At 46.9% G+C, this 25,579-nt stretch carries 28 protein-coding genes; 1 reads left to right on the top strand and 27 read right to left on the bottom strand.

Annotated elements, in window-relative coordinates; genetic code table 11:
* Window positions 1-173: 173 nt before the first annotated feature.
* The 13 genes from dinG to MHI14_RS11710 form a co-directional block, all read right to left on the bottom strand.
* Window positions 174-3,035, bottom strand: coding sequence for an ATP-dependent DNA helicase DinG (dinG, locus tag MHI14_RS11770; RefSeq protein WP_036607618.1), 2,862 nt, complete (start codon window positions 3,033-3,035; stop codon window positions 174-176).
* 141 nt (window positions 3,036-3,176) lie between these two features.
* Complete coding sequence (locus tag MHI14_RS11765) at window positions 3,177-3,800, bottom strand: tetratricopeptide repeat protein (protein WP_313771433.1); 624 nt, start codon at window positions 3,798-3,800, stop codon at window positions 3,177-3,179.
* Window positions 3,801-3,917: 117 nt separating this feature from the next.
* Window positions 3,918-4,301 (bottom strand): aspartate 1-decarboxylase, encoded by a 384-nt coding sequence (gene panD / locus MHI14_RS11760; protein WP_017687742.1) that lies wholly within the window; start codon window positions 4,299-4,301, stop codon window positions 3,918-3,920.
* The gene (gene panC / locus MHI14_RS11755) at window positions 4,294-5,190 is read right to left on the bottom strand and encodes a pantoate--beta-alanine ligase (protein ID WP_036607623.1); all 897 of its coding nucleotides are present in this window, start codon (window positions 5,188-5,190) and stop codon (window positions 4,294-4,296) included. Before panC ends, panD begins: the two co-directional genes overlap by 8 nt.
* Window positions 5,187-6,065 (bottom strand): 3-methyl-2-oxobutanoate hydroxymethyltransferase, encoded by an 879-nt coding sequence (gene panB, locus MHI14_RS11750; protein WP_036607625.1) that lies wholly within the window; start codon window positions 6,063-6,065, stop codon window positions 5,187-5,189. The genes panC and panB overlap by 4 nt, the downstream gene beginning before the upstream one ends.
* Before the next feature lie 344 nt (window positions 6,066-6,409).
* Window positions 6,410-7,387, bottom strand: coding sequence for a biotin--[acetyl-CoA-carboxylase] ligase (locus MHI14_RS11745; RefSeq protein WP_133385330.1), 978 nt, complete (start codon window positions 7,385-7,387; stop codon window positions 6,410-6,412).
* Window positions 7,374-8,672, bottom strand: a complete 1,299-nt coding sequence (locus MHI14_RS11740) for a CCA tRNA nucleotidyltransferase (RefSeq protein ID WP_249912248.1) — start codon at window positions 8,670-8,672, stop codon at window positions 7,374-7,376. The genes MHI14_RS11745 and MHI14_RS11740 overlap by 14 nt, the downstream gene beginning before the upstream one ends.
* A gap of 63 nt (window positions 8,673-8,735) precedes the next feature.
* On the bottom strand, window positions 8,736-9,896 hold the full coding sequence (bshA, locus tag MHI14_RS11735; protein WP_036607630.1) for an N-acetyl-alpha-D-glucosaminyl L-malate synthase BshA: 1,161 nt from the start codon (window positions 9,894-9,896) through the stop codon (window positions 8,736-8,738).
* Window positions 9,897-9,980: 84 nt separating this feature from the next.
* Window positions 9,981-10,679, bottom strand: coding sequence for a bacillithiol biosynthesis deacetylase BshB1 (gene bshB1 / locus MHI14_RS11730; RefSeq protein WP_091028969.1), 699 nt, complete (start codon window positions 10,677-10,679; stop codon window positions 9,981-9,983).
* On the bottom strand, window positions 10,676-11,116 hold the full coding sequence (mgsA, locus tag MHI14_RS11725) for a methylglyoxal synthase (protein ID WP_091028967.1): 441 nt from the start codon (window positions 11,114-11,116) through the stop codon (window positions 10,676-10,678). The genes bshB1 and mgsA overlap by 4 nt, the downstream gene beginning before the upstream one ends.
* Before the next feature lie 11 nt (window positions 11,117-11,127).
* Window positions 11,128-11,931, bottom strand: coding sequence for a 4-hydroxy-tetrahydrodipicolinate reductase (gene dapB, locus MHI14_RS11720; RefSeq protein WP_017687734.1), 804 nt, complete (start codon window positions 11,929-11,931; stop codon window positions 11,128-11,130).
* Between the two features lie 80 nt (window positions 11,932-12,011).
* A complete protein-coding gene (locus tag MHI14_RS11715; RefSeq protein ID WP_339309907.1) occupies window positions 12,012-12,536 on the bottom strand; it encodes a tetratricopeptide repeat protein in 525 nt (174 codons plus the stop codon).
* A 50-nt stretch (window positions 12,537-12,586) separates the two neighbouring features.
* Window positions 12,587-12,916, bottom strand: coding sequence for a nucleotide pyrophosphohydrolase (locus MHI14_RS11710; protein WP_017687732.1), 330 nt, complete (start codon window positions 12,914-12,916; stop codon window positions 12,587-12,589).
* Between the two features lie 172 nt (window positions 12,917-13,088).
* Here MHI14_RS11710 and MHI14_RS11705 point away from each other — a divergent pair, with 172 nt between their 5' ends.
* The gene (locus MHI14_RS11705; RefSeq protein ID WP_341130329.1) at window positions 13,089-13,958 is read left to right on the top strand and encodes a YitT family protein; all 870 of its coding nucleotides are present in this window, start codon (window positions 13,089-13,091) and stop codon (window positions 13,956-13,958) included.
* A gap of 123 nt (window positions 13,959-14,081) precedes the next feature.
* Here MHI14_RS11705 and MHI14_RS11700 read toward each other — a convergent pair whose 3' ends face one another.
* The 14 genes from MHI14_RS11700 to hisC all read right to left on the bottom strand — a co-directional run bounded on the left by MHI14_RS11700 (window position 14,082) and on the right by hisC (window position 25,554).
* Entirely contained in the window at window positions 14,082-14,951 is an 870-nt protein-coding gene (locus tag MHI14_RS11700) for a sporulation protein YpjB (protein WP_289389661.1), read from the bottom strand.
* Between the two features lie 66 nt (window positions 14,952-15,017).
* Window positions 15,018-15,644 carry a DUF1405 domain-containing protein gene (locus MHI14_RS11695; protein WP_133385333.1) on the bottom strand — a complete coding sequence of 209 codons (627 nt, stop codon included), beginning with the start codon at window positions 15,642-15,644 and terminating at the stop codon, window positions 15,018-15,020.
* Window positions 15,645-15,754: 110 nt separating this feature from the next.
* Window positions 15,755-16,639 carry a menaquinol-cytochrome c reductase cytochrome b/c subunit gene (locus tag MHI14_RS11690; protein WP_091018012.1) on the bottom strand — a complete coding sequence of 295 codons (885 nt, stop codon included), beginning with the start codon at window positions 16,637-16,639 and terminating at the stop codon, window positions 15,755-15,757.
* Between the two features lie 21 nt (window positions 16,640-16,660).
* The gene (qcrB, locus tag MHI14_RS11685; RefSeq protein WP_017687726.1) at window positions 16,661-17,332 is read right to left on the bottom strand and encodes a menaquinol-cytochrome c reductase cytochrome b subunit; all 672 of its coding nucleotides are present in this window, start codon (window positions 17,330-17,332) and stop codon (window positions 16,661-16,663) included.
* 15 nt (window positions 17,333-17,347) lie between these two features.
* Window positions 17,348-17,890: a QcrA and Rieske domain-containing protein gene (locus tag MHI14_RS11680; RefSeq protein ID WP_017687725.1), complete on the bottom strand. Its 543-nt coding sequence runs from the start codon at window positions 17,888-17,890 to the stop codon at window positions 17,348-17,350.
* Window positions 17,891-18,082: 192 nt separating this feature from the next.
* Window positions 18,083-18,505: a DUF2487 family protein gene (locus MHI14_RS11675; protein ID WP_133385334.1), complete on the bottom strand. Its 423-nt coding sequence runs from the start codon at window positions 18,503-18,505 to the stop codon at window positions 18,083-18,085.
* 152 nt (window positions 18,506-18,657) lie between these two features.
* A complete protein-coding gene (locus MHI14_RS11670; protein WP_017687723.1) occupies window positions 18,658-18,837 on the bottom strand; it encodes an IDEAL domain-containing protein in 180 nt (59 codons plus the stop codon).
* A gap of 23 nt (window positions 18,838-18,860) precedes the next feature.
* Window positions 18,861-19,367, bottom strand: a complete 507-nt coding sequence (locus MHI14_RS11665; protein WP_091028957.1) for a gamma carbonic anhydrase family protein — start codon at window positions 19,365-19,367, stop codon at window positions 18,861-18,863.
* Window positions 19,368-19,414: 47 nt separating this feature from the next.
* Window positions 19,415-20,533, bottom strand: a complete 1,119-nt coding sequence (locus MHI14_RS11660) for a hypothetical protein (RefSeq protein ID WP_341130328.1) — start codon at window positions 20,531-20,533, stop codon at window positions 19,415-19,417.
* Between the two features lie 232 nt (window positions 20,534-20,765).
* Complete coding sequence (locus MHI14_RS11655; protein ID WP_221820330.1) at window positions 20,766-21,365, bottom strand: histidine phosphatase family protein; 600 nt, start codon at window positions 21,363-21,365, stop codon at window positions 20,766-20,768.
* A gap of 43 nt (window positions 21,366-21,408) precedes the next feature.
* Window positions 21,409-22,044, bottom strand: a complete 636-nt coding sequence (locus MHI14_RS11650; protein WP_341130327.1) for an anti-sigma factor family protein — start codon at window positions 22,042-22,044, stop codon at window positions 21,409-21,411.
* Window positions 22,041-22,634: an RNA polymerase sigma factor gene (locus MHI14_RS11645; protein ID WP_062835180.1), complete on the bottom strand. Its 594-nt coding sequence runs from the start codon at window positions 22,632-22,634 to the stop codon at window positions 22,041-22,043. Before MHI14_RS11645 ends, MHI14_RS11650 begins: the two co-directional genes overlap by 4 nt.
* Window positions 22,635-23,332: 698 nt before the next feature.
* Entirely contained in the window at window positions 23,333-24,427 is a 1,095-nt protein-coding gene (locus tag MHI14_RS11640; protein WP_091028950.1) for a prephenate dehydrogenase, read from the bottom strand.
* 26 nt (window positions 24,428-24,453) lie between these two features.
* Window positions 24,454-25,554 carry a histidinol-phosphate transaminase gene (gene hisC, locus MHI14_RS11635; protein ID WP_341130326.1) on the bottom strand — a complete coding sequence of 367 codons (1,101 nt, stop codon included), beginning with the start codon at window positions 25,552-25,554 and terminating at the stop codon, window positions 24,454-24,456.
* Between the last annotated feature and the right edge of the window lie 25 nt (window positions 25,555-25,579).

Below are 25,579 nucleotides of genomic sequence, written 5' to 3'. Positions count from 1 at the left end.
GATGAGCATCCTGTATAAACTCAAAGATAAACGTGACATTTTATACAGAATGCTCCTTGTAATTTAGGTTATAAGTTCTTACGTGCAGCTGCTTTAATCGGATACGGAAATATCTAATAAAGTTTAACGCCAAACGATAGTGTCATGCAATGATATAACGAACAAAACAACCATTATTTTTGTTCATTAGCAGGTTTTTCCAACCACTCGGTAATTCGTGGAACCATCTGCTCCGTGAGCATGTGTTCCATTTTGGGACCAGGTAAAGAATATAAAAAGAATTTACCATAGTACGCTTCAATCACCCGTGTATCATAAACAATGACAATTCCTCTGTCCTTCGCTGTACGCACCAACCGGCCAAATCCCTGCTTGAAACGAATGACCGCTTGCGGCACGGACAGTTTCATGAACGGATTTTTCTTCTGTTCCTGAAGCAGCTCACTCTTGGCTTCCACCAACGGATGATTCGGTGGCTGGAAAGGCAGTCGCACAATAGCGAGACAGGTTAGCGCCTCTCCCGGGATATCTACACCCTCCCAGAAGCTGCTTGTACCCAGAAGTACCGTAGCTTTGGCATCTTGGAACCTGCGAGTCAGCTTGGAGCGGCTTCCACTGTCAACGCCTTGCCCAAGCAACGAGATGTCGTTACCAGACAGTGCCTCCTTCAGCGGATCATAGACCTGTCGCAGCATCTTGTATGAAGTAAACAGAACCATCATGCGTCCACGCGTGGCAATTGCCGTCTCTGCGAGTGATCGCACCAGCATATTAACAAAGTGCGCATCACCCACACTGCCCTTCACACTCGGGAAATCACGCGGAATCACCAGAAGTGCCTGATCGCGATAGTTGAAAGGTGATGGCAGCATCGAAGTTAACAACCGATTATTCTCGGAAGCTTCCTGCAAGCCAAGTTGTTCAATCATGAACTGGAATGACTTATCTACCGAAAGCGTAGCCGATGTAAGTACAACACTTTTCTTTTTATCAAAAAATAAATCCTTAAGTTGTGCACTGACATCTACAGGTACAGCATACAACTGAAGAGATTTACTTCGGAACTGACCGCTGGCTTCCATCCAGTACACCGTTTTGGCATCATCCATACGCATGAAGAAACGTAGATTCTCCTTCAATGTGGTCAGATCTTTCAGCAATCCTGTAATGTCCGTGATCAGACTATCCGATTGATAATCATCCTGATCCTCTTTCACCTCAAGCAGCAATTTGTCCCCTTTGCGAACCAAATCGCCCAGAGTCACATAGATCTGGTTCTCCAGATCCTGCAACTCCTGCCATTTTGCAGGTTTCTGAGAAGCTTTCAGACGCAGTGAAAATTGCCCCGTCTCTCCCGGTGAAGCATCACTTCGTTCAGGCAACAAACCGAACAAGGCATCGCTCATACGATCCCACAGTTCCTTGACCTCAACAGCCAGCGGGAACATCTGATCCACCATGGAGCCCCATTGAACCGAATTTTCATGCCCGGATAACTGGGAACGAAGCATAGGCAGCTGACCATTACGACTGTCTTTAAACAGGCGGGTCAGTGTATGAACCAAGGTGAAATATTTCATATGCATTCCAAGATGTTTACCAGCGACATCCTCCAGATGATGTGCCTCATCGATCACAAGACTCTCATAGGCTGGCAGCAGCTGATGCGCGGCTTTCACATCCGTAAATAATTTGGAGTGATTGGTGATTACAATATCAGACAACCCGGCCTCATGTTTGGCACGATGGTAGAAACATTTGCGGAACCATGGACATGATCTTCCCAGACAGGACTCGGATTCGCTCTGTACCGTCTCCCAGAAGTCCCCTCCGCGTCCGCTAAGGTTAAGTTCCTCATCATCTCCGGTTTCGGTCTGCGTGAGCCAGACAATCATCTGAGCAGCTGTGAAATAATCCTCTTTGGGTGTAGCGAATTCACGTTTATTGATTTTGTGTTCAAATTTGCGCAGGCACAGGTAATGTCCACGTCCTTTGAATACAGCAGCCTTAAACGGGAACGGAACCACTTGAGTCAGCATCGGAATGTCCCGCTCTCTCAATTGCTCCTGCAGATTGATCGTATGCGTGCTGACCATAACTTTCTGTTCCTGCTTCACACTTTCGTAAATAGCAGGCAAGAGATAACCCAGAGATTTACCGGTGCCTGTTCCTGCTTCGATCAAGAGATGTTTCTCTTCATCCAGGGCTTGCCTTACACTGCTGAACATCTGAGTCTGCGCTTCACGCTCTTCGTAATGATCCAGCGTATCCTTCAGGTTCTCCCGAACCTGGTCCATAAACTGTTCGAAGCTTACACCATCAAGGGGGTTAGCCTCCCGCTCATCGCGTGGTGCACCAATATCGGTCCAATCACTTACATTAAGAGCAAGCTGACGATAATAGGTATGTCCGTCCAGATCCTGAATCGGCTCTGCTTCCTTCTCACTGCGCATTCCGTCCAAGAACCAGCCCAAGTCACTGTCTTCTGGTGCAAACAGGTCACTGAGGCGCTGAATCGTTATGAGCGGTAATTCCTTTAACTCATCCAGGCACTTGAGCAGCACATAGGCTGTCGCCAGTGCATCACTGTCTGCCTGGTGAGGGCGATCATGTTGAAATCCAAATTCGGAAGACACATAACCGAGTTGATAAGAACCCAGTGATGGGAATGTGATCTTCAGAAAATCAATCGTGTCCAGAATGCGGCCAGTGAACGGCAAATAACCGCAACGGTCAAGAGCATTCTGCAAAAAGTGAAAATCAAAAGCGACGTTGTGTCCAACAAGCACCACATCATTAAGTAGCGGAACCATCTCCATCATCATCTCTTCGAGTGAAGGAGCGTCCGCCACATCTGCATCGGTAATACCCGTCAACCCCGAAATAAACGGGGGAATCGGTACACCAGGGTTCACATAAGAACTATATATTTGAGTTATGCTGTAGTCATGATCTATGATGGCAAGTCCGGCCTGTATAATCTCACCGTCGGACTGCGTGCCGGTTGTTTCGAAATCCAATACGGCAAATTTCATTGCAATGTACGGTCCCTTCCATTCCAGTCTATGTTACAGCATAGCAAAAAAAAGGGGATTTGAAAATTAACTGACAAAAAAGCGGTGTCCCCGCCGCTATGCCAAAGGAGGGAACACCGTTTTTTGTCGCCGAATTCCCGCTTAATGAAGGGTCGTCAGCTGATTAGCATATTGCAATTTTCCCCTGTTCAACCTGCAAGCTTCCATGTTGTACAGTGGTTCGGTCAATGTCGGGTCATACTGAAGGGCCTGTGCAAAGAGTGAACATGCAGCTTCGGGATTCGCAAGCTTGGCTTGAATACAGCCCAGGGCGTTACATACAAGCCCTTTCAAGCGAGGTGAACCCTTAAGGTACATGATCTGCTGCAAATGTGTCCCGGCTTCCGCCATTTGTTCCAAATTCAGATACGCGAGCGCCAGGTAAAAACGAGTCAATGCACTCTCCGGATGATCGGTCACAACCCGGGAGAACTGCATGATCGCCTGCGGATACATCTGTAATTTGAAATAGCCCTGACCTCGACTGAAACATTCCAGATGGAGTTCAGGCAGAGCGGTAACAGCTTCCTGTTCCGGTTCAAGGGAAGCAGGCTTATCCATCTCCCGCTCCCTCACCTGGCTCATTTTTTCTTCAAACATCAGCCATTCATCCAGCATTCCGTCACTCATCCGCTTAAGCAAGTTCCACTTTTGCAGCAATTCCTGTTTGTTCAGGCCTTCAGCGGAAGGATAGCTCTTGATAATTTCATCTAACATGTCGTTCATTTCTGCGAAAACATGCTGGAACATCGATGCATCCCCACCCTTGAAAAAATGGATTAGTGCAGTGACCTGTACTCATTTTTTGCTTCAAGGGCCGATTTCATTCTCCTTACCAGTCGATTACATAATTGTTGCGTGGACTTCCTGTTTCATCGTTTGTACAGGTTTATTCTGTCCATCTACAAATACAACGGTTGGTTTGTGAGTATTTGCCTCTTCTTGCGACATCATGGCGTAAGAAATGATAATGACGTTATCTCCAGGCTGCACCAGACGTGCAGCTGCCCCGTTAAGACATATGACCCCGCTTCCGCGTGGTCCTGGAATCACATAAGTTTCCAGACGTGCACCATTGTTGTTGTTCACAATTTGCACTTTTTCGTTTTCCATCAAGTCGGATGTTTCCATCAAGTCTTCATCTATGGTAATGCTACCCACATAGTTCAAGTTGGCTTCCGTTACCGTAGCCCGGTGAATTTTGGATTTCATCAGTGTTCTAAACATGGGACAGTACCTCCGATTTTTGCAACCTTATATTGTCAATCAATCTTGTTTTTCCGAATTTCACCGCAAGTGCGATGAGCAGATCATCACGTCCTTGAACTTCCTCCTGATCTGCGAGTGGCTCCAGACTTGGAAAAGCCTGAATCTCGGCGTAGTCGATAACGGCAAGCGGTGAGCTTGCAATCTGCTCGCGCAGAATACGACGGATATCTGCGGCGTTTGTAGCTGCACCTGTATCTGCGGCATCCTGAGCTGCACGCAGTGCCTTCGACAGAACTAACGCCTGTGTACGCTGTTCAGCGCTAAGATAGACATTACGTGAACTGAGGGCAAGACCATCCTCTTCGCGAACAATCGGACAAGGTACAATCTCTACAGGCATATTCAAATCATTCACCATCTGTTGAATGACCGCAACCTGCTGAGCGTCTTTCATTCCAAAAAATGCACGCTGCGGCTGTACGATGTTGAAGAGCTTGGAGACTACAGTTGTTACTCCGTCAAAATGTCCTGGACGTGAAGCGCCACATAAGCGCTCCGTCAGTTTTGAGACAGATACCGTCGTTTGCGTTGCCTGTGGATACATCTCTTCAACAGAGGGAATAAATACGATATCCACTCCTTGTGAGCGTGCTGTTTCCACATCTCTGGCTTCATCCCGCGGATAACTGTCAAAATCTTCATTAGGGCCAAATTGAATCGGATTAACGAATATGCTTAATACCACGATATCGCTCTGTTGTCTGGCTGCCTGCATCAAGCTTGCATGACCTTGATGCAGATAACCCATTGTCGGTACCAGACCTACAACGGACGCACTGGACCGAATCGCTTGACGCTTCAAGCTTAGTTCCTGTCTTAACTCTGCGATTGTCCGTAATACTTTCATGAGTTACTCCCCACCTTTTCCTTGCGTTGTCCGCCGTACAGTTGATCCAGAACACCATCCGCAGCATTAAATACATGCTCTTCGGCCGGGAACGAACGATCTTTAACTTCTTTCACGTAAGCTTCGATGCTCGTTCTGATTAATGTACCCACATCTCCATAGGTTTTGACAAATCGTTTGGGCGTATACGGAGAGGCGTATTGAACCACATCGTGGAATACCAGTACCTGACCATCACAGCCTCGACCTGCTCCAATTCCAATGGTAGGGATGGACAGTTCCTCCGAGATCGCCCGTGCAACTTCTTCCGTAACCAGTTCAAGCACGATACCAAACGCACCAGCAGCTTCCAGGGCTTTGGCTTCGTCCATTAAACGTTTCGCATCCGCTGCATCCTTGCCCTGAATGCGGTAACCACCAATCTGATTAACCGATTGAGGTGTCAGTCCGATATGCCCAAGAACAGGTACGCCTGCTTGCACGACTGCTCTAACGGTGTCCGCAATCTCGACTCCGCCTTCCATTTTAACCGCATGGGCATGCCCCTCTTGCATCAGTCGACGTACACCCTTAAGCGTCTCATCCACGCTGCCATGATAGGTCATAAAAGGCATATCAGCCACAATAAACGTCTTCTCAGCACCGCGCACTACGGAACGTGTGTGGTACACCATGTCGTCGATGGTCACCGGAAGCGTCGAGTTATAACCCAGTACTACATTGCCGAGTGAATCACCAACCAGGATCAGATCGATACCTGCTTCCTCTGCGAGGAGCGCTGTTGGATAATCGTAAGCCGTGATCATACTAAGCGGCACGCCATCCTGCTTATATTTTTTCATTTTCACAATATTCAACGCTTGTTTGTTCGCCATTTTCTCTCATGGCTCCTTTCTTCTTTTCAAATAAACGCAACAAAAAAACCTTTTAGTTTTCCACTAAAAAGTCCCGAAAAGTCAAAAAAGAGTCACTTGCGATCGTCCCTTCTGTCTCGGTCCTCTTCGGCTCAGAGCAGAATCCAACAACTCACTTAAACGTATTTCATTCTTGCACTGTGGTCTGCTTATATAAAACACATCAAAGCAGAACAAAGGTTACTGTTACGAGAGTGCAATTCGGTCTGCATTAGCCGATATCGCCTCACGAACACAGTATACCAAAGTTCTGCTCAAACTTCACGTCTTATGTTCATTTTACCAGTGAAAATTCGACAAATTGTTTATGATTTCCAAGAAATCTCACCAGAGATGATTAGTGTATGTTCTCCATCGTGCTTCTCCACGATAAGTGCTCCAGAAGGGTCAAGACCAATTGCCTTCCCTTCAATGACACCATGAGGATTCGTCACTGTAATCTCTCGATTCATCGATACGGACAGTGCCTCCCATAGAGCTGAGATCACACCAAATCCTTCTTTTTGATACAAAAAATACAACTGTTCAAGCTCCGTCAGAATGGCAGCCGTTAGTTTGGTACGATCAACGGATTGACCCGTCTCCATCTTGAGCGAAGTAGCGATTGTGGTCAGATCTTCCGGATAATCCTCGGGATCAAAATTCACGTCAACGCCTATACCTGCAATACAATATCTGACTTCATGATCTTCCACCGTGGATTCAAGCAATATGCCGCATACCTTGCGCCCATCAATCAATAAATCATTTGGCCATTTGATGCCTGCATCAGCTCCTGAACAAGCTCGAACGGCACGACATACAGCCACTCCTGTTAATAAAGTTAACTGCGGCGTATGCTGAAGTGGTAGATCAGGGCGTAACAGGACACTCATCCAGATTCCTTTACCCGGAGGAGAGAACCACTGTCGACCGAAACGTCCTCTTCCTCCTGTTTGTTCTTCCGCAATGACCACAGCACCTTCTGCCTGCCCTTGCTCAGCTAGCTTGAGAACATCCCCTTGCGTAGACAGGGTCGAAGTCAACAAAACAGCCTTACGGCCAAAAACGGTTGTATCCAGAGCCAATTGGAGGCCAGTAGCGTCAATGCTATCCGGCTTCGTTACCAGACGGTATCCTTTGCGGGATACAGCTTCAAACTCATAACCCATGTCTCGTAACTTGTTCACATGTTTCCACACAGCGGTCCGACTGATGGACAGATTACGGCTGATCTCTTCACCTGATACGAATCGTCCTTCTGCATTTAATAACATATGTAACAGATCTTCATGTTTGGTCATCTTGAACCACCCGCTTCACTTCTGCACTTAGTGCTGCATGCTGATTCTCTATCGTTCCAATCGCTGTTTCTCGTAACAAATGTTTCATCAGTTGACCCAGCCAAGGCCCGCCTTTGCGCTGCACCATTTGTAACACTTGTTCCCCTGTGATATCCAGCTCTTTCAAGTCATGCACAGGGATCGATTGACTCCATTTGGCTGCAAGTTCTTGAACCAAAACAACCTGCATTGCTGCCTGTTCGGACTGATTCCGCCATCCTGCTGGCAGTGTAGACTGTATTTGAAGCCAATCATCCGCCGCCTGAACACCACAAGCCAGAACAGTAACGATCCAATCGGAACGGAGACTGACCGTATCCTTCTGCTCCTGAACGGAAGTATGAATCAACTGTTCCACCTGAAGGACCCCTGTTATTCGAGAACGATGTTCATTGGAGAATGTCCACTGACGTAATAATACATCTGCTTCATCCTTACTATAACCGCCAGCAATCAGGATGAGTGACCAACGAAGCAACACATGCTGACCTGACAATTGTTCCAGATCGGATAACAACGTCTTGTTAAAACGCGCCGAGCTAACTGGCGCTTTGATGTGCGCAAGCGCATCACTTCTGTATAACAGCTCCAATCCTTTTAATGGATGGGGTCCCGACATCATTTTTACCATCTCGGTGCGTACTCGTTCCATCGCTATATGTTGAAGCAGGTCTTTCTGCCTTACAAGACCCTTCCACGTGTTATGAGCAATTTTGAAATCAAATACGGAAGCAAACCGGACACAGCGGAGCATCCGCAGTGCATCTTCACCAAATCGTTCCATCGCAGAACCCACACACCTGACTCGCTCTTCCTTGATATCTGCCTGTCCACCAAACGGGTCAACGATTGTCCCAGTGACGTCCATAGCAAGAGCGTTCATCGTGAAGTCACGCCGTTGTAAGTCTTCCTTGATATCCTGAACAAATTGAACCGCAGCTGGTCTGCGGTTATCCTGATACTCGGATTCTGTTCGAAAGGTGGTCACTTCAAAATAATAACCGCCTGAACGAACGGTAACCGTACCGTGTTGCAAACCTGTAGGAATACAATCGTCAAACAGTTCCATGACTTGCTGAGGAGAAGCAGATGTCGTGATATCCATATCGTCTACAACTCGTTCCAGCAATTCGTCACGAACGCAACCACCTACCCAATATGCCTTGTAGCCATGTTTGTTTAATGTTGTGAGTACATTCTCACTTTGAATTGCCATTTCACGATCTACCTGTGTCCATTGAACCACCACATATCACCTCTTCTCTTGCCTGTTGTGGTATGCACAGTATAATTTCGTCAAACAAATTGATTAACCGCAAACCGGCTTCAAGTTCGGAACTTCCCTTCCCAGCACCCGGTAATAAATCTGTTCATATTCATGCCGAATGGCATCATTGCAAAAGTCGTGATGTGCGCGTTGAAGACACGCTTCCCTGAACTCCGCAGCCAAACGATCATCTGTTAACAAACGGATTGTGTTCTCGGCCATGGATTGTGTATCCCCGATCGCGGATAAGAATCCCGTCTTACCGTGTAATACCAGTTCCGGAATTCCTCCGGCCTGTGAACCGATCGTGGGTACGCCACAAGCCATTGCTTCGAGCGCCACAAGTCCGAAACTTTCCTTCTCCGATGGAAGCATCAACACGTCTGCCATGGAAATGACCTGAGCAATGTCATCCTGTTTGCCAAGGAAATGAACTTTATCATTCAACCCGAGATCATTAATTTTCCATTGCATCTTCGGCAAATCAGGTCCTTCACCAACAAATAACAGTTTGGCAGGAACCTGCTCCTGTACCTGACGGAAGACCTCTACCACATCCTGAGTTCTCTTCACCGGTCGGAAATTGGAGATGTGCATTAATATTTTTTCGTCGGGCGCAGCGAAGTCTCTTCGCAGACTGGCAGCATCCCGCGGATAATATATTCGTTTGTCAATAAAATTATAGGTTAGATCGATTGGGCGCTGAATATCCAGCAGTTCGACCGTTTCTCGAATCAAATCTTGTGATACGGCAGTAACCGCGTCACTTTCATTAATGGCTAGACGGATCAGATCCTTCAGAGATTCATCCTGAGCCAGAACCGTAATATCCGTTCCATGTAACGTGGTAACCACTTTAAGGCCGTCCCCTACCATTTGTTTCGCAAGAAAGGCGCATACTGCGTGTGGCACGGCATAGTGAACATGCAGCAGATCGAGCTGCTGTGACTTAGCCACCTGAGCCATCTTTGTTGCCAGTGACAGGTCATACGGAGGGTAACGGAAAACATAATAATCATTTACTTCAACTTCGTGATAAAAAATATTTTTCTGGAACGTACCCAGTCTGAACGGGATACTGTTGGCAATAAAATGAACCTGATGCCCCTGTTCGGCAAGTAATTTGCCCAGCTCCGTTGCGACAACGCCAGACCCGCCGAGGGACGGATAACAGGTGATGCCGATTTTTAGCTTTTTATCCATCCTGTGGACGCTCCTTTGATCTCCCGCTTCATGCAGGTTGATATAATGCAATGGAATAATGAAACCCTTCGTTTCATTAAACGTTTATTGGGCACCCGAGCCAAATTGATGAACCACGTAAGGTGTAATTGTAGCAAAACCTTCTGCAAACGGGATGAGACTGCGTTGTCCGAGCAAGGAATCACGGGCTCTTACACGTTCGATATACCCTTGATTCAATGGCGTCGAGACCGCTCCGTCTCCCAGTTCGAATTGGGAACGATAAGAGAGCAATGAGGCTTCTTTTTGCTCATAGTGTTCCGTAATATCGACAATCAAATCCGTAGGCCCGATGTCATTAATAAAGTAAAAATAAAGTTCCTTCACCTGCACGGCAGGCATGTCCGGCATATAGTTGCGAAGCTTGGCGTTAAATACAGCCTCCTGCACAAGCTTACTGCAATTGACGTGATCCGGATGACGATCTTCCCAATACGGAGCAAACACCATCCGAGGGGCATGACGCCGTATCTCAGCCGTCACCGCCTGTACATGGTCAGGCGTAAGATACAAGCCACGATCAGGAAGCCCCAGATTCGTTCGACACGAAAGACCGAGGACGCGGGAGGCTTGCTCCGCTTCCTCGGTTCTGCGCTCTACTGTTCCGTTGGAAGACATCTCAGCACGAGTCAGATCACACACGCCTACTTTCAAGCCAGCAGCGGTATGTTTGGCAATCGTTCCACCCATACCAATCTCCGCATCGTCTGCATGTGCTCCAAAGATGAGAATATCCAGACTCATTCGGTATCACCCGAATTCAATCCAGCCTCCGGCTTGTATTTATGTACCAGCTCTCTCCAGGCAAAATCACCACGATCCAGAGCCTTAACCAGAATCTCAGCGGTTGCGATATTGGTGGCAAGTGGAATTCCCTGCACATCACAAAGACGCAGCAACGCATTAATATCCGGCTCGTGAGGTTGTGCCATCAGTGGATCACGCAAGAAAATAATCAGATCCATCTCATTTTGCGCAACCAAAGCTCCAATCTGCTGATCTCCGCCCAGTGGGCCTGATTCGAATCGATGAATCTTCAGCGACGTTCCTTCCATAATACGAAGGCCTGTTGTTCCTGTAGAATACAATTGATGGTCCGTAAAAACAGGCTCATATGCCGTCACGAAGTTAACCATCTCTTCTTTTTTACGATCATGGGCGATAAATGCTATTTTCAACATGACAATCTCCTTTAGTCGATAAAGTGGTCAAATCCGTAGATCATTCCTGTATATTCCATAACCTTTTGCACACCAATCTTAACACCAGGCATATAACCTGCGCGCTCATAGGAGTCATGCCGAATTTTGAGTGACTGTCCATAGTCTCCGAAAACAACTTCCTGCTGCGCGAATACGCCAGGCAATCGTACACTGTGAATTCGGAAGCCGTTGTAATAACCGCCGCGTGATCCTTCAATGGTTTCTTCCTCATTCGGGTTACCCTGACGAAGTTCTTCCCGATTGGCAGCAATCAGTTCAGCAGTTTTGATCGCTGTTCCAGAAGGAGCATCCAGCTTCTGATCCCCGTGATATTCGATAATCTCCACATTTGGCATATGTTTGGCAGCCTGTGCTGCGAATCGCATCATCAAAATGGCACCGATCGAGAAGTTAGGGGCAATAAGCCCTCCAATTCCTTTGTCCTGACATTGCTTGTCCAACTGTTCAATCTGCTCCGGCGTAAAGCCGGTAACACCCATGACAGGTCTGACTCCATGACGGATCGCGATCTCGGTATGTGTAAAAGCATATTGCGGCACTGTAAAATCAACCATAACCTGCGGTTTTGTTTCGGCAAAAGCCATTTCGATATCATCAGTCACCAGCACCCCACACTCTGGTAAACCAACAAGGGTTCCTGCATCCGTGCCTGCTCCGGAGCGGTTGACAGCCGCTGCAAGCTCCAATTCCGGGTCCTGAAGTACCAATTTCACAACTTCACGGCCCATACGGCCAGCCGCTCCGATCACGGCAACTCTGATTACTTCACTCATATTGACTGCATCTCCTCGCTATGTTGGATCATATCGTAGAATCCATTTCAACTCGAAAGAAATCTTTGTAAAATGAATTCTTATTGAATGGATTTCATACGTTGCTTGATTTCCTGTAACATCTGATGCAGTTGCCCATTCTGCGGGTCCAGCAAAATTGCCTCACGCAGCGCCTGAATTGCATATTCAAATTCATTCAAATCACTGTAAGCCAGGGCAAGCATAACATGAGCTTCCACTGAGAGCGGATCAAGTTTGACCGCTTCTTGCAGAAGCGTAGACGCTTCCACATACCGCTCCTGTGTTGCAATACCCGCCTGCTCCAACAGCAACTTCGCTCTGGAGGTCAACTCTTTTGCTTCCAACGTCTGCAGATGCAAGATATACTCTTCTGTTCCTGGCGACAATTCAACCGCCTTACGTGCATATTCAAGCGCTGGAACCAGATGTTTGCTGCGGGCGTGTGTAATGGAACAGCGATAATATAACTCCGCATGTTTTGGATGAGCGCGAATGGCTGACTCGAACCAACGAATCGCCTGCTCAAAATCATTTTGCAATATACAGCGGTAAGCCTGCTGCATATATTCTTCCGGTTTCATCATTAAGCTGACCCTCCCCGATCGGGTGATGGTACAGCATATGTAATCTACGCCTAATCGGTGTTTTTGGGAGTCCACCGATTGGCATCGCGGGTGTTAAATTTATGCATGACTTTATCGTGCGCCTCAGCCAGATCAATTCCCAGTGAGTTCGCAAAACAAATCGTGATAAATAAAATATCTCCAAGTTCAAGTTCAATGGAATTGGCTGCTTCGGAAGATTTCTTCGGCTTTTCGCCGAACTCATGATTCACTTCCCTTGCAAGCTCCCCAACCTCTTCAGACATCCGGGCCAACATGGCCAGAGGACTGAAATACCCCTCCTTGAACTGGGAGATATACTGATCAACCTCACGCTGCATTTCTGCGATGCTTTTCTCCATGAGAACGGATTCTCCTTTAGAAATGATGTCGTATTTGTTCCTAATAATATCAGTTATTTAGATGCACTTCCACCATCATCAGCGACAAATCATTTTTAAAGAATCAATAAACAGGTATACTAGATGGGAATGATTGCTTCTTCATTCTAATTTATCTACAGCGAGGGATCTTATGAGCACTGCCAAAACCTGGATTCAAGTTAAACTGGTTCTTCCCATCGTGCTGGGTACAGCCTTATATGCCTTTGGGCTCCTCTATTTCATAATCCCCAACCAGCTTATGGAAGGTGGCCTCACCGGGGTTACGGTGCTGATCAATTACGCTTTTGGCATCTCACCTTCACTTACAACCTTAATTCTGAATGTTCCTCTCTTTCTGATCGGGCTCAAAATTTTGGGCGGCAGACAGATGATCTATACGGGTATCGGAATCGGGGCACTGACCGTTTTTCTATGGTTGTTTGAGAAGTTGATTCATCTGGGGTGGATTGAACCATTACATACCGAGAATGACCTCCTGCTCGCAGCCCTATATGCAGGTGTCACCCTAGGAGCCGGCCTTGGCATTGTTTTTCGTTGGGGCGGAACGACGGGCGGTTCGGACATCATTGCCCGTATTCTCAACCGAAAGTATGGATGGAGTATGGGCCGAGTATTACTGGGCATCGACTTCGTCATTATCGGGCTCTCTCTCATCTACATCCCCAAAGAAAAAATTCTGTATACGCTCGTAGCTGTATTCATAGCCTCCAAAGTCATCGACTTTATTCAGGAAGGTGCATATTCTGCCCGGGCATTTATGATCATTAGTGACCATGCACCCGAGATTGCCGACCAGATCACACGGGATATGGATCGTGGAGTTACCCTTATTCCAGCCATTGGCGCGTACTCTAAACAGGCCAAACACATGGCCTACTGCGTGATCTCCAGGCAAGAGTTCAGGCGACTGCAGACGATTGTAGGTTCCATTGACCCCAGAGCATTTGTCATCATCAGCGATGTTCACGATGTACATGGAGAAGGTTTCAAAGAAAGTTGATTCACTATACAGAAACTACAAGAAAACCTCTTTTCGCATGAAGAGCCGTTAAAGTGGCTGTTTATGTGAAAAGAGGTCTTTTTTTATATACCACATATAGACCAGGATCAAATTCATATTCAATTAGCGCCGAAAAGGAAAAATCCCCTGCTGCTGCGCACGATATTTACGATATCCGGCGTAACTTAACGTCGCCACAATGACCGAACTAATGAGCAGCCCGGCTGCCCTGCGATCAGGACCCTGTACAAACGGTACAAAGGCACTCTCGTCCTTCTCGCGACCAAACAACTGGTTCACCAGTTCCTCCCCATGGCCCACCATGTTCTTTAATTGAGCCAGATCAGGTTGCTTCGCAGCGGTAAGCCCTTTGGTATGAGATAACCAGGCGTCCATCTGAGCAATCTCATACGGTTCACGGCGAATCAGCGCGGCAGGACGAATCGTCTCATAATGCTCCTCCAGAACGGTGTAGCGGTTTGCAAGTACGGCCGCAGTTTGCCCTTGATTTGTAGCAGCGGATAAAGCGTCCAGATCGTTTTTCACGATTTTATAATACTGAAGCCATAAAGGCTTGGTTGGATTCGCGAGACTATCGGCTGCAAGTCTGAGCTTGGCAGAGGACTGCTGAAGAGAAGCATCGTCATTTTTCACCTTCACAACGGCTTGTTTCACTTCAACAATGGTTTCGGACAAGGCGTGAATGCCCTCAACCGTTGTTTGTCCCTCAAAGGAGATATGCTCCAGACTTTTACTGATACGCAGAATGCTTCCTCGCACTTCTTCAATATTATTCTCGAGCGCCTGACGATACAATATGGCTGCTTCCTCATTCAGTTGTGCAATTGAATTGCTTGTGGACACTTGTTGATCTGAATTCGAATTCAATGCTTCACTTTGCGCGGATACACGATATGCTAAGTTCGTCCAAAGCAGCAGAGCTATGAACGATACCACCAATAAGCCAGTTTTGATCCCAAACGTTCTCTTCATGGACATCCCTCCCACCACCAATGTATGGCGGGGGACAGTTCGTTAGAACAAGCTCAAGATCGGATATCAGGTTCGTCTCGCTTGTCTTAAGGCCAGCCACGCGCACAGAATGCTCACCAGTGTCAGTCCGAATGTGAAATTACGCACACCATCTACATGATCATAGAGGGAAGCGGGTAACCAAGGGTAAATATCATATGTATAATCCATCGTATCGTTCAACAACGTCCAGAGACCTGCAACGACAAGGGAAGCCCAGCGGAAGCCGAAAAAACGTACATAAATAAGAGCTTCAATGGCCATCGCACTATGCGAAGCAATCAACATCCAGTCTTGCCAGTGCTGTGTACCGCCTTGCATCCATCCAGCGAAAATAATGGACACGGCCCACACGCCATATTTCACAGATGTGACTACGGCAAGCGCCTGAATCACATGTCCGATCCGTTTGATAATGATGGACCGTGGTGGGTACAAAACCCATAACAACGCTAAAGTAAAAAACAAACTCGCTGTTGGACTATCTGGCACAAATACGATCTGCCACACCGGCTGCTCAGCCAGCGTCAATTTCATTTGCTCTCCATACCAGATGTATCCGTATACCGTTCCTACCGCATTACACCAAAATAATAGCCACAGGAAATAACGATTGGTTAGAAATTCCCTACTCCAGAAATACGATAAAGCCACATTCCCTGCCCCTTCCTTCATCATATATTGCGCACAATAAAGTGCTGTCCAAAAAACACTTCAAAAAACCTGACCGCATAAACGATCAGGTTTCATTGGTTATTTCGATTTTACTGTTCTGCTTTCTGTTTCGCAAGCCATTCGGTCAGATGAGTGATCTCTTCATCTGTGACGCCTTGAGCAATCGCTTGATCGTACATCGCAGGCATCTCGTTATAACCTTCTTTAATAATGGTCAGAATCTCTTCCTGGCTGTGCTTGTCACCCACGCCCCGAAGTGACGGTCCACTTGCACCCTTCATATCAGCCGCATGGCAGCCAATACATCCGGCCTTCTTGTACGTTTCCATTGCAGGATCATCCTGTTCCACGATCGCAACTTCTTCTTGCTGTCCAGGTGCATTGGAAACGGGTGGGAGCCCCTGTTCACGCCTCTCCAGCGCTTCTTCTTCACGTTGAATATGTTCAGGCTTCTGTCCACTTGCTTCCAACTCATGCTCGTAGTGCGTCCACGCTACATTTGTCAGGTAGAATACAGAAATGACCGACAAAATCATCAGTGATGAAGCAATTGGGCGTTTATAGAAACGCCGCTCCTTGCCTGTATCCAGGAATGGTGCCAGCAGCAAAGCTCCAAAAGCGACTCCGCTGACCCCCAGTACCCCGAGCAGAACGTAATCGCCCGATGCGTATGGATACTTCAAGTACTGATACAGAAAAAGGAAGTACCAATCCGGCATAGGAATTACGGATGCGCTCGGATTGGCCGGATACCCCAAAGGTGCAGGTTCTGAGATCGTTAGTACCAGAATCCCCACCAATACAACGACACCAACCATCCATTCTTTCAGCAGGAAGTTGGGAATAAAGGCTTCGGATTTTCCAGGATACGCCGTGTAATCAGGCGGGGTAATGAAGCCCGCCCCTTTACGGACCCGTGAATCACCGACAAAGATAACCTTTTCCTCATCATCCTTCTTATGTCCGTGAGCCATTGCGATTCCTCCCTTCTCAGTTTATAGTGGTCCCGAAATGCCCTGTCTGCGGATCATGATAAAGTGTCCGACCAGAAGCACCAGAAGCACAGCGGGGAGGAAGAATACATGCAGGGCAAAGAATCGGGTTAGTGTCTGTGCACCGACAATCGTACCGCCTTGCAGGAATTCTTTAATAATCGGTCCCAGCCATGGAACCGTGTTAGCAATCTCCAATGTTACTTTTGTTGCAAAATAGGCTTTGTTATCCCATGGCAACAAGTACCCTGTCAGCCCCAGGCCCAACATGACGAAAAAGATCAGCATGCCGACAACCCAGTTCATTTCACGCGGTGCCTTGTAAGAGCCTGTAAAGAACACACGCATCGTATGTAAGAACATCATTACGATAACCAGACTGGCTCCCCAGTGGTGCATGCCGCGAACAATTTGGCCGAAGGCTACTTTGGTCTGCAGGTACTCCACACTTGCGTAGGCATTGATAATATCAGGTACATAATACATGGTCAGGAACATGCCTGACAGAATCTGAATAACAGTAATAAAGAACGTCAATCCACCAAAGCAGTACACGAATGCGGAAAAGTGATGAGCCGGATTTACATGCTCTGGAACTTCATGATCCGCAACGTCCCGCCAGATTGGCGTGATGTCGAGACGCTCGTCAATCCAGTCATAGACATTTTTAAACATCTGCGTTCACGCCTCCTAATTCACTCGGGTGTTCGGAACAATGTCGCCCAGATATACCCAACCCTGCTCTTCCTTGACTACGTACTCATCCAGCGGTTTGGGGGCTACGGCAAGATTCTTCCCTTCCTTGTCATAGTGCGCGCCATGGCAGGGGCAATGATACTCGTCAGGGTATTGCTTGTCACTATTCCAGCCTACTGTACATCCCAGATGTTTACAGATAGGTGAGAGTGCATAAATTTTACCCTGCTCGTCTTTGCGAATCCACGCCACTAACGATGCATTACTCAGATACCAACCATCCTGTTGTTTAAGTTCAAAGGTGAATTCTTGAGGCTCATTCGTAATTTTGCTGATTTCAGCTACTTTGACAGAGGTGCCTTCTCCCTTATGTTGCAAAATCGGGTCCACCGCAAAACGGACCATAGGAAGGATTGCACCGGCGGCCATGTAGGCTGTAGCTCCACCAAGCGTGTAAGTCAAAAACTGCCTGCGTGACATCTCCATGCGGCTTGGCAATTTCAATGAAGCTTCGTGGTGGTCATGCTCACTGCTCATACTGTCTCCAACCCCCTTTTTCAGCCAACTCTCTCAAACGTTTTCATTTTCATAAATTCCACGACTTACTAGAACATACATAATCATATAGTAGCCCTAGAACACCGTCAAGAATTTGTCACACATTTTTAAGGTTCAATTGTAAGCGTTATTAAAAAATTGTTGGTAAATTGTCACATTTGTCGCCAAAAACTATTTTTTCCACAACTCTCGTATCTTTTCCCCTATAAATCTCGCAATCCCCTCTTCTCCGACCTCATGAGTTAACACGGACCGACTCAAAATCAGATCAGCAGATGGAATGTCCACGCCATCCAAATGACCATCTGATGACATAATAACCACATATTTGAATCCTGAGGATTTAAGCTGTGCGGACAAGGAATTTAATGTCATTGACAATTCCGAATTAGCATAATGAAAGGCTGGATAAGTCATGATTCTCCCTTTGAAAGGAATTTCGACCAGATCCAGAAAATCACGCAGCCGCTCCAATGCCTCGGTAGCTTCAACTGGCGACTGCTCACCGCTAAGAGCTGTGTATGGAATAAGGCATGTATCCAGATAGAGTTGCAGTTCAGCCCAGCTGTCTTGAGTCATCTCACTGAATTTCAATTCCCTATATCCCCTCTCTATCCATTTTATTCCCATATTATATATGACCATATCTTATAAATCCAGACATTCATTTCAGAATTACACATATCAAAAAAGGAAATACGCCTCTGCGCATTCCCTTTTATCTCAGCAAGGATATATTTTGCCTATCAGTTTATGGTCCTCAGTTCATCCGTCAGACTCCGGAAAGCTACTTCGTCTCCGGTAGCTAACGCTTTATCGATTTCCAAATAGAGCTTCTCGCTGCGCTGTTTGCGAAGCGCTTCGTCCCACACCATCTCAGCTGCCAGCCCCAACATGACTTCATACGTAACTTTCATTTTATCCAATAGGATGCACCTCCAAAACGGATTTAAGAGCTCCTATATTCTTTTCCTTTGGTAACATAACCCAGTGAAGTTCTGGACATCCGCTCCAGATCGGCATCTGTCAGCTCACGTATCACTTTGGCAGGTGTCCCCAAAGCAAGAGTATAGGGCGGAATCTTACTATTCTCAGTAACAACAGAACCGGCTCCAATCAGCGTATATTCGCCAATGTCGGCTCCATTCAGCAGAATGGCTCCCATGCCGATTAATGATCCTGTTCCAATACAACAACCATGAATGATCGCTGTATGTCCTACTGAAACATCATCTCCCACAATCAAAGGTTGATCAGTATTGACATGCCCGACAACGTTATCTTGAATATTACAGCGCTTTCCAATGATAATAGGAGCCAAATCAGCCCGCAGGACTGCATTGAACCAGACGGAAGACTCTTCTCCCATTCTCAAATCACCGATCAGTTTTGCACCCTCAGCCATATATACCGAAGAGTGTAACTGAGGTTGTAAACCTTTGTATGGAATTATCATTATTATTATCACTCCTTAATTTGGGAGTGATTTTAGCAACTTGTCCTTCACTTGTCAAACATAATAGGTGTAATGTCTCCTGAGATGGAGCGACAGGATGCAGCAAGACGCGTGCCCCAGGCTGTCATTTGTATAGTCCGGCCTTCCTCATGTTCCCCAATACGGACCATGCCAAGATGCAGCATCATTTTAACAATTCTGTTATCATAGATGGCCGCGGCCGTATCATAATAGAACGGCTGAATGAATGGACCGATCTGACGAAACAGCGACTCGGCGGTTGACCATTCTTGGGCACATTCGCCTGTCCAGTACACAATAGAGGACAGATTGGGAATAGCACCTTTATACAATCTTAACCAAAACCTAAATAGCTGTATCATCTCGGCTGTTTTCTCTACCCCCAGCTTGTCTTCTCCAGCTGGTGATAGCTTCAGCGTGCCTTGCTCCTCATGAACCAGCCGATGGTGAAATGTATAGTCGTAGAGAAGTGCGAAACGATCCGGGTAATCCTTGAAGGAACGGCCATATCCGAATCTCCATCCACCTTTGCCCACTAAATCCTCACTAATGTGCAGATGCTCCATAATCTGCTGTTGAGAGCGACGGTACATCATGCCTTCAGCGTTAAGGGCAATATCGTGCTGCTGGACAAACTGCAGGAACAACTTGAGATCATCTGCTAAGAGATGATATTCATCCCGATACATGGGTGGTTCCGTTGTTTTGGTAATCCCTGCTCGCAGATGTATGGATAACACATCCCTGAATCTTAATTTCAGATCCTGGGGTACCTGATACAAATACCTGGTCTGCTGCGTTGTCCCATTGAACAACCATCCACTCTTATTAAAGCGAACGATGAGATCACGTGGACTCGCGCCAGCCTCACTCTCCTTTTTGTCCATCGATTGACGGGCTATGGCAATGAGTTCTTCCATACCATAATACTGGCGAGGATCAAACAACAAGTTGTTCAAAAAGCGCTGATCTGCTTGATTCAGTTGACGTACCTGCTGCTCAAAAAAGGGTCTGCTGCCCAATGTAGTGAGAATACTCTGGATGAGTTCATGTTTGGAATTGGGCTTGCATTCACATTGGTAATAGTCTGCTATTCGATTAAGCTGGCCAATATCGGCAAAAGTAAGCATATCCGCTAGATTCATGGGTCCATCGCCTCGCCCGTTAACTACTTCGACTGCTGATTAGGAGCCTGAAATAGTTTGGTTTTGTAAACATCGTTGACGGAATTCCCATAATCTAAACCTCTTTTTGGAAATCTTTTATGTTTTAAACCATACTATGCCCCAAGTTGGTCAATCAGAAGAAAAATGAGAGGTTTGAAATCATATAAAGTCTTTATTTCCCCATAAAACGCAAAAAACAACCCAAGTTAGATTACTCAGGTTGTTTCGCTGTGTCCAAAGACAGATGTCGTGTGCAATTATATAACAGCGGACTCCAGTCATCACGTTCCTTTTCCAGGATTGTCAGTGACAGGTTTCCAATCCGTTCTGTGTACCGATCTTTAAACAAGGCTGTTAACAGGTTGGCCAGAAAAGCTCCGTGAGTGACAATGAGCACGTTTTGGTCCGGATAGGCAGACCATAGATCTTCCAGAAACGCCAGTGCACGAATCTGGATATCCGCTATCTGCTCCTGTCCCAAGTCCAATGTCTCCCAGGATTTGCCCCAACGGGCAACCCGTTCTTCTGAAGTCAGACCTTCAATCTGACCAAAAGCCCTTTCTTTCAACCGTGCGTCCGGCTCAAGCAAAGGTACATTCAACAGTTTAGAGATAATCTCCCCTGTTTCCTGTGCCCGCGATAATCCACTTGTGATGATATAGTCCCACTGGTATTCTTCCGTCAACAGACGTCTTCCCAGTCGCTCTGCCTGTTCACGGCCTTCTCCATTCAGAGGAATATCCGTCTGACCCTGTATACGGCCCGCCGCATTCCAGTCTGTAAGACCGTGACGAATAAGCCCGATTCGCACTTACATCCCTCATTTCTCCACACGGCGAACGAAAGGTTATTACCTATGCACTCGCACTTTGTTTACGTTTATTCGTTGTTCGATGCATACGTCCAAGAGAAAATAACGCCATTCCTATTGCAAGTAAAGAGAGGGCCATCCAATACTGCGGATAAGCAGGTCCCATGCTCACAACAAAAGGTTCCATGATACTTCCTCTGTCCGCTCCAGTCATGTTGTACTGATACATTCCAGAGGACGATGGTCCGCTTCCGGCAACCCCTGTCTCCAGGATACCCGTAGTAACAACTTTGGTTTGCTCAGCTTCTGATACGTCTGGTTTAAACATTGCCATATACAGAAAGCTACATAAAAAAATAGCCAGGAACGCGGCAATCCACAAAGACATATGCTTGCGGATCACAGCAGAGAAACGATTAACCTTTGCCTCTTCCGGCAGTAGCCATGGAGACTCCGCGTAGATCCGGTCCATAACGTTACGGTTCACTCTCTCTGCTTGTTGTTCTGTCACTGGAACCGGAATGCTGTGCAGCAAGATCTGAGCTTCTTCCCAGACCTCAAACTGCTCGGAGCACTCTTCACAACCAGCGAGATGAGCATGAAATGCAATCCGCTGAGGATGAGTTTCCGGCAAGTCCCAGACCAGTGCAAACAGTTCCTGGGCTTCATTGCAATTCATCGGTTCTTCATCCCTTCATATGGCTCGTACACCGGTTCGAAGAAATAAGGTTCCAATTGAGTTTTTACGCTTGATCTTGCTCTGAATAATAGCGATTTCACAGAACTGACGCTCTGCCCAAGAATATTCGCAATCTCTTGGTAGTCTAGTTGATCATACTCGCGGAGTATAATCGCAGAACGCTGCTTCTCCGGTAAATTGTTAATCGCATCCCTAACCAGCATCACCCGCTCGCTGCGCAGTACAGCATACTCCGGTGCATTCTCCGAAGGAGCAACGGGAACAATCCCGCTCTCTTCAAGTGGGACATTTCCGCTGCGCTGTTTGCGAAGCTCACTCAGTACCGTATTTCTCGCAATGGTATATAACCAGGTTGAGAATGAGGCATCCACCTCACGGAAAGAGTGCAGACTGCGGAACGCCTTATAGAAAGTCTCAGAACAGAGATCTTCCGCAAGCAGCTCCATATTGGAACTTTTCAACATATGATATACGAAAGCCAGTATTTTACGCTGATAACGACTCATCAGCTCGGAATATAACTCCAGGTTACCTTCCTTGATCTCTCGAATCAACTGGGAATCCGTCATTTGAGTGCGACCCCTCCTCGCCCATCCATGTGCTTCTCCCCGTTCGACTCTATCCATGTATTACCGAACAGGCACAAAAAAGTTGCGGTTCTCACCGCATATAAAAAGCGTTCAGCGCCGTAACTGGCCTTCCCGCCAAATTCCCCTATGTAATGGCAATTTCCCCAACGTTTCTACATTAACAGTATTTATTGTACAACGGTCTGCATCATCCTGGCAAATCCATTGGTATCCGCAAAACCCGACCTGTCATTCATATGCGGTCATTTTCACGTTCATGACTTCATTTTGAGCCTTTTTGGTAAGCCCTGCTTATATAGACGGACGACATACCGAAAAGGTTACAAAAATGTGATATTTTTTTGATCTAAGGTATCCCTAAAAAAAGGAGTTATTATCCTGAATTACCGAAAGATATAATTAATTCAAGCAATTTTACTGAAAGTGTTGACAAAATGAAAACGTATACATATAATAAGGGTACAGTATGGTTTCTCTCCACTCCTATCCAATAACTGTATTGCTCCACGTGAGCAATGGCCGCTTTTGTAAGCGGTCTTTTTTTTGTCTTTAAAAAGATATTTATATGTTAATATTTGTATAAACCCTGTATAAAATCCTCTTTGATCCGTGTCTGAAAATCAAATAATAACTCCAATATAACCTCACAAAAAAGAGGGCTTTCGCCCTCTCTCGTCTTATATCCACACTTGATAGCCTAAGGAATCCAATAACGTCTTGGCTCGTTCCATATCTTCTTCCTGACGGAAAGACAGACGCATAATGCCCGGCACATCCACCCGGTTTTCGATAATCTCCAAATTGCTCAAGTTGATGTCATTCGCCCCAAGCTCAGTTGCGATCTTACCGATCATACCCGGTGCATCCTGGACATCAGTATACAGATCGAATAACGGCGAAATCATGCCTTTGCGTCGTTCTGGTAATATACTGCGGAACTCGCGGGCCTGACGGAATGCCTCCTCTATACCTTCACCGTTCTTATGCTCCAGCATATCCGTAAAGGCCTTCATCTGGCTATTCCAGTCCTTAAGCAAGCCCAACAGTACATCACGGTTGCTAAGCAAGATATCTCTCCACACAATCGCATCACTGGACGCAATCCGGGTAATATCCCGGAAACCACCTGCAGCCAGCATTTTATACAGTGGATTCGACTCATTATATTCACGCACCTGATTCACCAGCGCAACAGCAATAACATGTGGCAGATGACTAATCGCCCCCACGATGTCATCGTGCAGCAGAGGCTCCACACGCACGATCTGTGCCCGTGTATACGCAAGCAGCTCAGACAGCCTGCTGTAGGCTTCCTCAGGTACATGTTCTGAAGGGGTTAAGACATAGTATGCATTCTCAAACAACACAGCTGAGGCCGCATCTACGCCTGCACGCTCCGACCCCGCCATAGGATGACCACCAATGAAGTAAGCGTCAGTCAACCGCACATGCTCGGCACAAGCGGCAATGGAAGCTTTAGTGCTTCCTACGTCCGTGATGATACATCCTTTTTTCAATGGCAGCTTGGAGAGCTTTTCGAAATAGGATTCAAGCAAACCTACGGGAACGCACAAAAAAATAAAGTCGGCATCCTCTACCGCTTCTTCCAGAGAGAGCGTAGCATCATCCACTACACCGCTCGCTATGTACTTGTCCTTCAGTTCATCCAAGTGGGCGTAGCCCATCACGGTTACATCTGGCTTGCCTTTGAAGCAGAGCGCCAGTGAACCGCCGATGAGTCCTACACCAATCATTGCAATTTTTAGTTTCATGGGTCCTCACTCTTTCATCGCCAGTATTAAGGGCGTGCTACCGCCTTCTCAGCCAGCGTGTTCTCCAGTGCCGTGACAAATGCACGGTTCTGTTCTGATGTTCCGACGGACACACGAATGTAAGTTGGGTATACGTGGAATCCTGGGCGAACGATAATGCCTTGTTTGAGCAAGGATTGGAACGCAATTGCTGAAGGCATATCCAGGTCAACCATAATGAAATTACCCTGTGAAGGGAAATACGACAATCCGAGCCGTGTAAATTCATTTTGCAGGTAATCCCGATCCGTTTCATTCCGCTTCGAGCACTCTTGAACAAAATCCTGATCCAGTAGTGCAGCGGTTGCCGCAACCTGTCCAAAACGGGAGGTGTTAAACGGTTCACGTACACGGTTAATCAAATCAATAATTTCGGGACGTGCAATGCCGTACCCGATCCGGAGCGAAGCCAAACCGTAAATTTTGGAGAATGTCCGCAGTATGACCAAGTTCGGATACCGTTCGATCAATGGTACGCTCTGCGGGTATGCTTCATCGGTTACGAATTCATAATAAGCTTCGTCCAGTATGACCATCACATGAGCAGGCACACGGTCCATAAAGGCTATAAGCTCCTGCTCGGAGATAATCGTACCTGTCGGATTGTTGGGATTACATACCCATACTGCTTTGGTTTTGTCGTTAATTTGCGCGAGCATCGCGCTCAGATCATGCGTGCCATCTTTCAGAGGCACTTCTATGGTCACGGCCCCCTCAATATCTGCATTGCTTTTATATACGGAGAATGTCTGATCTGCCATGATGGTCTCGTCACCCGGCAAGAAGAAAGCTCTTGTGATCAAAGCAATAATCTCATCGGAACCACAACCAAATATTAAGTTGTTCCGTTCAACGCCAAGATGCTTGGCAAGAACTCCCGTCAGCTCAACCGAGCTACCGTCTGGGTATATGCTTATATTCGTCATTTCTCTCGTAATGGCTTCCAGGGCGGCAGGAGAACTGCCGTACGGGTTTTCGTTGGAGGCCAGCTTGATGACTTGTTCAAGCCCCAGTTCACGTTTCACTTCTTCAATCGGTTTGCCCGGCTGGTACACAGGCAGATTGACAATCTGGGATTTCGGTTTCAACCCGACCGCCTCCTGTTATTGAAAT

This window comes from Paenibacillus sp. FSL K6-2393 (assembly GCF_038002545.1).
Lineage (GTDB): Bacteria > Bacillota > Bacilli > Paenibacillales > Paenibacillaceae > Paenibacillus.
Note: the sequence above shows the minus strand (reverse complement) of the source record. Positions and strands in the feature narration are given on the sequence as shown.